Origin of the sequence: Pararcticibacter amylolyticus (assembly GCF_003130405.1) — a bacterium.
GTDB classification, from domain to species: domain Bacteria; phylum Bacteroidota; class Bacteroidia; order Sphingobacteriales; family Sphingobacteriaceae; genus Arcticibacter; species Arcticibacter amylolyticus.
In genome coordinates this window covers 98,528-106,249 of the sequence record NZ_QEAS01000021.1, presented here as the reverse complement: position 1 = coordinate 106,249, position 7,722 = coordinate 98,528, and the positions used below count along the sequence as shown (strand labels likewise).

Annotated in this window: 6 protein-coding genes; 4 read left to right on the top strand and 2 right to left on the bottom strand. The window is 40.4% G+C overall.

The annotated features are described in order from the left end of the window. Positions 1–127 precede the first annotated feature (127 nt). Together DDR33_RS21160 and DDR33_RS25605 are read left to right on the top strand one after the other, a co-directional pair. Entirely contained in the window at positions 128–1,075 is a 948-nt protein-coding gene (locus tag DDR33_RS21160) for an RpnC/YadD family protein (protein WP_109417796.1), read from the top strand. A 154-nt stretch (positions 1,076–1,229) separates the two neighbouring features. Then, entirely contained in the window at positions 1,230–1,472 is a 243-nt protein-coding gene (locus DDR33_RS25605; protein ID WP_146198821.1) for a hypothetical protein, read from the top strand. 492 nt (positions 1,473–1,964) lie between these two features. Here DDR33_RS25605 and DDR33_RS21150 read toward each other — a convergent pair whose 3' ends face one another. Both DDR33_RS21150 and DDR33_RS21145 read right to left on the bottom strand, forming a co-directional pair. After that, a complete protein-coding gene (locus tag DDR33_RS21150) occupies positions 1,965–2,765 on the bottom strand; it encodes a DUF4595 domain-containing protein (protein WP_109417794.1) in 801 nt (266 codons plus the stop codon). Between the two features lie 368 nt (positions 2,766–3,133). Continuing rightward, complete coding sequence (locus tag DDR33_RS21145) at positions 3,134–3,520, bottom strand: helix-turn-helix domain-containing protein (protein ID WP_109417793.1); 387 nt, start codon at positions 3,518–3,520, stop codon at positions 3,134–3,136. A gap of 1,077 nt (positions 3,521–4,597) precedes the next feature. Between DDR33_RS21145 and DDR33_RS21130 the strand changes: the two genes are divergently transcribed. After that, positions 4,598–5,401, top strand: coding sequence for a polysaccharide biosynthesis/export family protein (locus tag DDR33_RS21130; protein ID WP_109417790.1), 804 nt, complete (start codon positions 4,598–4,600; stop codon positions 5,399–5,401). Between the two features lie 27 nt (positions 5,402–5,428). Then, positions 5,429–7,722, top strand: a 2,294-nt coding sequence (locus DDR33_RS21125; RefSeq protein WP_109417789.1) for a GumC family protein, incomplete at its 3' end; no start/stop codon positions are given.

Below are 7,722 nucleotides of genomic sequence, written 5' to 3'. Positions count from 1 at the left end.
TTGAGAGCGCTCGCTAAGCAATAAATACATGCAGCTGGCGGCTAGTCCGTTGTTGCCGGAAGTAAATGATAAGCATCACTTTTTTCAAGCTAAAAAGCTCATTAGTTTTGAACATAACAAATAAACCATGCCTTCAACAACTTCCGGCAAAGCGCCACGAAGGAAGAACGATGAACTGCTCAAAGGGGCGTTCGAAGAAAACTTCGTCGATTTGCTTCGCTTTCTTTATCCCGATGCCGATGATCTGTTTGATTTCAGCAAGGGATTCCAAATGCTTGATAAAGAACTTCACACTATAGTGCCCGACCGGGAACGGAAGGGCGGCTCGCGGGAGGCCGACCTCCTGGTAAAGGTGTGGTTAAAAGACGGCAGTCCGCAACTGATATTGCTGAACGTCGAAGTTGAGGGTGGCAACGACCCTCAGTTTGCCTATCGGGCGTGGCAGTATAATTACCGGATCACTGACAGATATGAATTGCCGGTAGCCACTATTGTAGTCTATACCGGCGACAAAAGCCAGGCGCGGCCATCGGAATACTGCCGGAAGGTACTGGATACCTCCATTCAATTCAGCTACCGGAGTTACCATATCTTTGATCACAGCCAGGAGCAATTGCTTGGTATGGATAATATTTTTGCCCTGATCGTCGCTGCATGTCAGAAAGCTCTGCTGGAAAAAAAGCTGAGCGAAGAAGCGCTGGGGGAAGAAAGAAGCATGATAGCGCGGGCACTATTATTGCATCAAAAATACGATAAAGATCGCATTCTCAGTTTTTTAGAATTTTTGAAGAACATAATCTTTATCGGAAATACAGAAATAAACCGTAAATTTGATACATTGATTTACCAGATAACAGGAGGTATAATTGATATGGGCATCATAGAAACAGTAAAGCTGCAGGAAAGACGTCAGGGGCATTTAGAAGGTCGTTTGGAAGGCCGTCAAGAAGGTCATTTGGAAGGCCGTAACCAGGAGAAACGTAGTATTGCCATTGAATTAAAGAAACTCGGGCTTCCTGCAAACAGCATATCAAAAGCCACCGGGTTGTCTCCTGAAGAAGTAGAGCAATTATGATCTGCTGATGATCGGCTCATTTGCCAATAGACCGGAGAGTTTATGTATAAGGCGAATGCTATTTTAGCAGGGACTAATAGTTTCAGGTAACAATCACAATCATGTTTGCATGGCCTCTCTAAAACCTTCCCCCTCCCGGTAATCAAAAGTAGGTGTGACCTTATTGCTGCGGCTGGTAGATTTGAGCTATGAGCGGGAAACGCGGTACTGTTGTGGTGGTGCGGAAGATTCAGCTCCTGGTGGATACGCAGGATGCGGAGGAGGTGAATGCGGTGAGGCAGAAGATCTACGGGTGGCAGGAGATCTGCTTCCGGCTATGTACAAAGGCCAGATACCCATGAACATGATGGCTTCGAACGGGCAGGGATTGAGATACTGGAAGAATAGAAATAAATAGCGAGGCTGCCTGCACAGCCGCAGGGTGAGGCTTGCGAGCACTCGCTAAGTAGGAAAGACATGCAGCTGGAGAATCATGAGAGATTGCGATTGATGCTGCCTGCACAGCTGTATAGTGAGGTTTTTAAGCGCTCACTAAGTTAAAAACATGCAGTTGGCTTTGGCTTAAAGTTGTCTGGTGAGTAGCGGGTTGAGGGAATGAGTAGCATATAAAGAAGCAATAATGAGGCTGATTGCACAGCCATAGGGTGAGGCTTGAGAGCGCTCGCTAAGGTAATCATGCAATTGGAGATTTATGAGAGCCATACCAGGCTGAGGCCGGGATTAGAAGGAATGACTGCCTGGTGGATTTTAAAAGAAGCAAATAAAAATAATATGAGGCTGCCTGCACAGCCGCAGGGTGAGGCTTGCGAGCACTCGCTAAGTAGAGAAGACATGCAGCTGGCGTATTGTGAGAGGCTGCGATTGAGAAAGGACTGAGTAAAGCGGCGCCTTACTCCTCACATTTGTATTCGATGTGGAGGGTGTGGCCGTACTGATAATCTCTGGCCTGGCCGTTGAAAGCGACACTCACCAGGTATTTAACCGCTGTTATTTTCCCATCCTTATCTGTTTCATATTGATAGGTAGTAGTGCGCGTGCGCGTCAATCCGTCGTTAAAAGGTTCCACTACTTTAACCAGCCTGTTCTTTGAAGTCTTTCCCAATATTCCCGGAAGTACTAAAGGTATACCCAGATGGCTGAGAGGATTTCCGACATTTGGAATGGACACAGCGGGCTGATCATCGTATTCAAACCTGATATCGATGTTGCCGGTATTCTGCTGTGCTTTAACGGACACGAGGTTGCCATTGCTATACAGCAACGCATATGAATATATCGACTTGTTATTGTACTGCCATGTCAACGTGGAAAGGTAATCGTCCTGGTAGGAAAAAAGGAAAGCATAAGTTCCGTTATACAGTGATAGCTTTTGAGCCCTTCCTTTGTCGTCCAGATTAATGACTGATCGCAGATACTCAGACTCGTCATAGACGGTGACAGTCTTCTTCGCATCTTCGTAGTTTGCTTTAAAGTCAAAAAATGCAGTGTCATTGTCGCTGGTTAATTTCGTGAGCCTGCCCTGTGCATCGTACATGAGGTTGGCTGTGGCATACCGCTTGCCCTGGGCATCGGTCTTATAAAGCGATGTGATTATGCATTGCTTCTCATTGCCGGGAGGAGCGTCTTCTTTGCTGCAGGCGTTGAACAGAGCAGCAGCCATAAGGGCAAGGAACGTAAATTTTCTGATCATAATGTGATAATGTAAAGTTGAGCGTTTTACTGCTTAAATATAGGAATGTTAATTGAACACTCTCCCTGTAAACTGCATAAAACTTCGGACTGGCTCCCGACATTCCGGCGATTGGCGTCTGATCAGTAACGCTACTGCAACGCTTTCCCTACGCTATTGCTTCGACAATTCCCGAACGGAAAGCGTAGGGAAAGCGTTCCGAAAGCGTAGGGAAAGCGTTGCAGATCAGAAGCCAATCAGGAGCCAACCCGAAGGAAACTACCAGCCGGTCGGGGCTCAGAAACTTCCCAATGTTGTGCTGTCACTAAAATAATTATCTCGATTAAATATTGCCGGTTGAACTGCACGACGGGTTAGAATTGATCGCTTTAACTTTTCTTCAGGAGGTCTTTCAGGAATTCGATTTCTTTATCCTTGTCGGCGATGGTCTTTTCTTTATCAGCGATGATCTTTTTGTAGAGTTCGCGTTCTTCGTCGGAAATGTTATTGTGATAATTGACCTCTTTATTGTAGATATTCTCGTTTTTGTCAATTTCCTGATGTACATAAATGCCTTCATCCGCATTGATCAAATCAACTAAAGATGTCTCCAGTATCTCTGCAATCTGGTTCAATCTCTCCAGGTCGAGGCGTGTAATGCCATTCTCAATTTTCTGCCAGGCTTTGACGGAGAGGTTTATTTTGTCGGCCATTTGTTCCTGGGTGAGGCCTATGTTAGAGCGGATCTTCTTGATCCTTAAAGCGACAGCATTCATGATAATTTATCAAACAAGGATGAATGAGCTAAGATAACAAAAAAGAGGGAGGATTAAGGCAGATCGCGAATTTCACACATTTTCACATTCTGGTAAACATAATGCACGTTCCTGCGTTTTTGATCTGAACTAAGCAATCAAGTTCTTTATTTTTGTGTTCTTAAATCAATCAAATACGAATTTAAAAAGATGCCAAGTACTTTACAAGAATCTGATAGTAAAAGAAAAGAGACAGATATTCTATGCCCTAACTGCGGGGTGCCTTTCACTGCCCGCATCAAAAGAGAGTGGTATATCAAATATTTATTATTCCTTAAACCTGCAAGGAGATATGTGTGCGGATGCTGCAGAAGTAACTTTTACATAATCCAGGAAAAGTTTTAAGGCAAAAAGAAGAATCCAGATGAATCTGCAAGGCAGATTTTCTGGATGGGTTACAATAATCCTCAAATAGCCTAGCCTTCTTTGTGGCAGCTTAGGATGGTTTGCTTATTGGGATTTTAGAAATCAAGCTGGTAATTGCGAAGTAAACCACTCAATATTAGATACCTGCAATCTTTTATCAAAAAATCAAAACAAACCAGTAAGCTTTTTTGTATTGTTTTCGTTACAGCGCATCCAAATGAAGCGCATTTTGCGAAATGATATGTCCGAAGAGTACCCTTCTACTGCCAGAATACAAAAGATGGCAGAGTTATTTTGCCCAAGTAGTGGCATCACTTTTACACCACGCATCAAGAAAGATTGGTATATCATATACCTTCTATTTATTAACGCAGTAAGGCGATTGCCTTTAGCTGCTATAGCTGTTTTAATGTTAGAAAGCAACATTTTTAGGGCTGTATGACTTCTTTTTATAAGTTGCACAGCGGTGCCCATTTTTTATCACAAAGATCACGTAATTATCACAATCTTAACACTTTGTTAATTTTTGTGAAACTTTTTACAAAAAACACCTTTTTTGTTAAGTTTTTTAAAAAAAGTGACGAAAATCAAAAAAATTCTTAAATTGCAGCACTTTTTGGTACTTGATTTTAAAAATTAAAAACTAGAAAAAAGAAAAATTACCTCTCATATATGTTGAAAAACCTGCTATCTGCCAGGCTGTATATAGTTTTGGCGTTTTTATTGGTCCTTATTCTGCCGTCTTGTGTGGTAACTAAGAAATCAGTCTATTTTACCGATTTGCCCGATACTGCGAAATTGAGGGAGATTACCCCTTCTGAATTTAAAGATCCAGTTATTCAGCCAGATGATATTTTAAGTATAACTATACAGACAATTGATCCAGCGACTACTGCCGCTGTAAATCAGGTATCAGCCATGCCTGTAATCGGGGCTAGTTCTGCGACACCAACGGGATCTCAAATGGTGACAGGGTTTTTAGTGGATAAAAACGGAAATGTATCTATTCCTATGCTCGGCAATATAAAAGTATCTGAATTAACAACATTTCAAGCAAGGGACTTGATACAGCAGCGGGCTGCGAGATACTTTAAGGAGCCTACAGTACAAGTTCGCTTTGCAAATTATAAAATAACTGTGATTGGTGAAGTTAATAAACCTGCTACCTATACTGTTCCCAACGAAAAGGTAACTTTATTAGATGCTTTGGGGCTGGCAGGAGACTTAACCATTTATGGAAAGCGCGAGAATGTTCTCCTAGTAAGAGAAAACAATGGGCAAAAAGAATTTGTGAGGTTTAATTTAAATTCATCTGATGTGTTTAAGTCTCCTTATTTCTATCTAAAGCAAAATGATGTTATTTATGTGGAGCCAGGAAAGGGGAAGGTTGCTGCTAATAATGCAGCCAGAACTCAAACTCTTGCTCTTTTAGGGTCTATTATATCAGTTTTGATTGTGGCTCTCACAAGATTGTAGTATTTCATAATTATCAAATAATTGTATATGCATCCTTCGTACGAGAAGAGGTCTGTTGCTCAGAAAGACGAAAATGAAGATCTAAAACTATTCTTAGCTAAGGCTTTGAATAAATGGTGGATTTTCGTAATCAGTATAATAATATGTGTTGCTCTAGGAGCTCTATACCTGAGATATAAAACTCCTATGTATAGGGTCGGAGCTAAATTGCTTGTAGAAGATCAACAAAAGGGTGGAGCAGGAATCGCTGCCCCTGCCGAGGTTTTTAGTGATTTAGGAAATTTATTTAATACGAAAAGTAATGTTGACAATGAGGCTGAAATATTACGAACAAGAACTCTCGTGGAAGAGGTTGTTAAGAATCTTAAGCTAAATGTTAAATATTACAAAAAAGGTACTTTTAAAAATTTAGAATTATATGAAGCTCCTTTTTCAGTAGAACTATTAGCTACAAAGGATACAATAATTTCAACACTATTTTCATTTAACAGCACAGATGGAAATTCGTTTCATATTAAATATAAGGATCGATCATCAGATGACGAGATAGAGAAGAAATACCAATATAATCAGCCGTTTATTATTGACGATGTTGGTACAATAAGGGTAATAAGAAACCCAAAATACAGAGGGAATCCTAAAGACGATTTCCTTTTTTCAGTTTCCTCTTTTGAGCAAACTGTGGCGAATATGAGGCAATTAATTAGCGTGTCTGTTACAAATAAACAGGTTAGTACCATCGATCTAAGCTTTGAGTACCCCATTCCCCGGAAAGGTGAAGAAATTTTAACTGAGTTCATTAATAGCTATATTAAATCTAATCTTTCAAATAGGAATGAGATCGCGGATAGCACAATTGCTTTCATTGAAAACCGGCTTTTAGTAGTTAGTAGAGAACTTGCAAATATAGAAGGTAATATTCAGAGTTTTAAGCAGGTAAAGGGGCTTGCTGATATTACTGAACAGAGCAAGTTGCTTGTTGGTAACTCTAGTGATTATGTAAAGAGATTGGCGGAGATTGAGACCCAGCTCAATATTTCGGAGGCTCTTATTGATTATTTGAAGGATGAATCCAGAAATAAAAGAGTAGTTCCGAATTCTGTGCTGCCTGATGATCCGATCTTTGCAGCTGTTGTTGATAAATATAATAATTTGGTACTTGAAAGGGACAAATTATTGCTTTCATCAACCGAAGATAATCCTGTTGTTAAAAATCTAGAGCAGCGAATCATTTCGCTAAGAAAAGACATGTTGTCTAATCTTCTTAGTACTTCTCGTTCTTTAGGTATTAGTAAACAGCAATTAGAAAGAAATGCAGGGAAAATTGAGGGAAAAATTAGAGCAGTTCCAGGACAAGAAAGAACCTATCTTGACTTAACTCGTCAGCAAGAAATAAAACAAGAGTTGTATATATACTTGCTTCAAAAACGAGAAGAAACTGCGATATCAAAGACTGCGAATTTAGCTAACTCCAGGGTTATAGATGCCTCCAAAGCGGAGCCTTTGCCCTTCTCTCCTAAGAAGTCTGTCGCATTACTTATGGCTGTATTACTCGGGCTAGCGTTACCTATCGGACAGATTTATATACAAGGTATGCTGAATACCAAGATTCAAACGAAAAAGGATATAGAAGAGTTGTCACCTGTGCCTGTAGTTGGAGAAATTGGTCATAACTTAACAGATGAAAATGTTGTTGTCGTAAAAGATTCTAGAACTCCGATTTCAGAACAATTCAGAGCATTAAGAGCGAATTTGTCATTTTTCATATCGTCAAGTTCCGACTCCAAAACTATTCTTTTAACATCAAGTATGTCTGGAGAGGGAAAATCGTTCATTTCAACCAATTTGGGTGCTGCTCTGGCAATCTCGGGAAAGAAGGTGGTGATGTTGGAATTAGATCTTAGGAAACCAAAGTTGTCTCAGAACTTGGGAATAATCGGCAAGTATGGATTTACAAATTATATAATAGACCATAGTGTAAAAGAGGATGAGATAATTACATCAACCTGGGTTCATGAAAATCTATTCGTCATTAGTGCCGGGCCGATACCTCCCAATCCGGCTGAGACAATTCTAAATAACAGAATGGACGTTCTTATGCAGTACTTAAGAGAACGTTTTGACTATATTGTTCTTGATGCCCCCCCAATTGGACTTGTCTCTGATGCTCAGTTACTGAGCAAGTATGCTGATCTGTCTTTGTTCATAATCAGACAAAAGATCACGTACAAGGATCAATTGAGAATCGTTAATGATATTCATGACAATAATAAATTTGGAAAGATTGCTATTGTCGTAAACGACATAGGAAGAAGTGATAA

What these genes read in the sequence shown, in the direction of transcription:
- DDR33_RS21160 (WP_109417796.1), top strand. Translation starts at nt 128, where the DNA reads ATGCCTTCAACAACTTCCGGCAAAGCGCCACGAAGGAAGAACGATGAA.
- DDR33_RS21150 (WP_109417794.1), bottom strand. Translation starts at nt 2,765, where the DNA reads ATGATCAGAAAATTTACGTTCCTTGCCCTTATGGCTGCTGCTCTGTTC.
- DDR33_RS21145 (WP_109417793.1), bottom strand. Translation starts at nt 3,520, where the DNA reads ATGAATGCTGTCGCTTTAAGGATCAAGAAGATCCGCTCTAACATAGGC.
- DDR33_RS21130 (WP_109417790.1), top strand. Translation starts at nt 4,598, where the DNA reads ATGTTGAAAAACCTGCTATCTGCCAGGCTGTATATAGTTTTGGCGTTT.